The organism is Promicromonospora xylanilytica (assembly GCF_054782895.1).
Map to the genome: position 1 here is coordinate 1 of NZ_BAAGRP010000034.1, position 1,227 is coordinate 1,227.

Sequence of the window (1,227 nt, forward strand, 5' to 3'; positions counted from 1 at the left end):
GAGGAGCGTTGCAGGGAAGGATGTGCATCATGCCTGCTCCCTACCCCCAGGAGTTCCGTGACGACGTCGTCCGCGTCGCGAGGAACCGCGAACCTGGCCAGAAGCTCTCCCAGATCGCGCGTGACTTCGGAGTATCCGAGTCGTGCCTGACGAACTGGATGCGTCAAGCCGACGTCGAGGACGGCAACAGGCCCGGCAAGACCCGGGAGGACTCGGTCGAGCTGCGCGATGCGCGCAAGCGGATCCGGCTGCTCGAGCAGGAGAACGAGGTCCTCCGCCGTGCCGCGGCCTACCTCTCCCAGGCGAACCTGCCGGGAAAAGGTTCTACCCGCTCGTGACCGAGCTCGCCGCTGACGGGATCCCCGTCGCGGTGTCCCTGCGGGTCTTGAAGCTCTCCCGCCAGCCCTACTACCGCTGGCGGAAACAGCAGGTCACCGAGGCCGAACTGGTCGAGGCCTACCGGGCCAACGCCCTGTTCGACGCGCACCGCGACGATGACACCTTCGGCTACCGACTGCTGGCCGACGAAGCCGCCGATGCTGGCGAGGTGATGTGTCGGCGGACCGCATGGCGGATCTGCCGGGACAACCAGTGGTTCTCCGCTTTCGGGAAGAAGCGAGGCAAGAACGGCAAGCGGCCCGGCCCGCCAGTGCACGATGATCTCGTCCAGCGAGACTTCACCGCTGACGATGTCAACGAACTCTGGCTGACCGATATCACGGAGCACCCGACTGGCGAGGGCAAGCTCTACCTCTGCGCGGTCAAGGACGTCTTCTCGGGTCGGATCGTGGGCTACTCCATGGACTCCAGAATGAAGTCCCGACTTGCAGTGAACGCCCTGGACAATGCCGTTATCCGCCGCGGCGACATCGCGGGTTGCATCGTGCATTCGGACCGCGGATCGCAGTTCCGCTCCAGGAAGTTCGTGCGTGCTCTGCACCGCCACCACCTGATCGGATCGATGGGGAAAGTCGGTGCTGCCGGAGACAACGCAGCGATGGAGTCCTTCTTCGCCCTGCTGCAGAAGAACGTCCTGGACCGCAAGCGGTGGCGCACTCGAGAGGAACTCCGGATCGCGATCATCACCTGGATCGAGCGGACCTATCACCGCCGCCGCCGGCAGGACAGCCTGGGCCGATTGACCCCCATCGAGTACGAGACCATCATGAACCCGACCGTCAGCCTGGCGGCCTAAACCCAGCTGTCACCTATCGGCGCACCAGTCCC

The 1,227-nt window shown here is 65.0% G+C and carries 1 protein-coding gene; it reads left to right on the forward strand.

All coding sequences use genetic code 11. From position 1 onward, the window contains the following. The first annotated feature begins 29 nt into the window (after positions 1-29). Positions 30-1,195, forward strand: a protein-coding gene (locus ACYVK7_RS17635) for an IS3 family transposase (RefSeq protein ID WP_460889030.1) whose coding sequence is annotated in 2 segments (ribosomal slippage) — positions 30-314 and positions 317-1,195 — 1,164 coding nt in all. Because the reading frame shifts where the segments join, the coding sequence is not laid out codon by codon here. Positions 1,196-1,227: the final 32 nt, after the last annotated feature.